This is a genomic window from Bradyrhizobium sp. Ken64 (assembly GCF_055807555.1).
Genome location: NZ_JBVVPA010000145.1, coordinates 1 through 235 on the forward strand (window position 1 = coordinate 1; position 235 = coordinate 235).

The window sequence follows — 235 nt, forward strand, 5'->3', positions numbered from 1 at the left end:
CCCCGGTTTTCTCCAGCAATGGCGCAGCGGCGAGTTCAGCGGCAAAGCCGTCAAGGGCGACTGCCTGCAGATGGCTTGCGGGGTTAAGGCCCGATAGGAGAGTCGCCAAGGGCACCGCGCGATAGGTCATGTTGCACTTGTAGGAAACGTCATCGACGATTTGCACCGTCTGCGCCTCCGGGTGCTTGAGCAAGTCTGCGGTCTGCCAGGTCTTGCTGGTATGGTCCAGCTCGAT

At 60.9% G+C, this 235-nt stretch carries 1 pseudogene; it reads right to left on the reverse strand.

Going from position 1 to position 235, the window contains the following annotated elements:
• Positions 1-235, reverse strand: a pseudogene (locus AC0L2F_RS35985) (hypothetical protein); the annotation flags it as partial.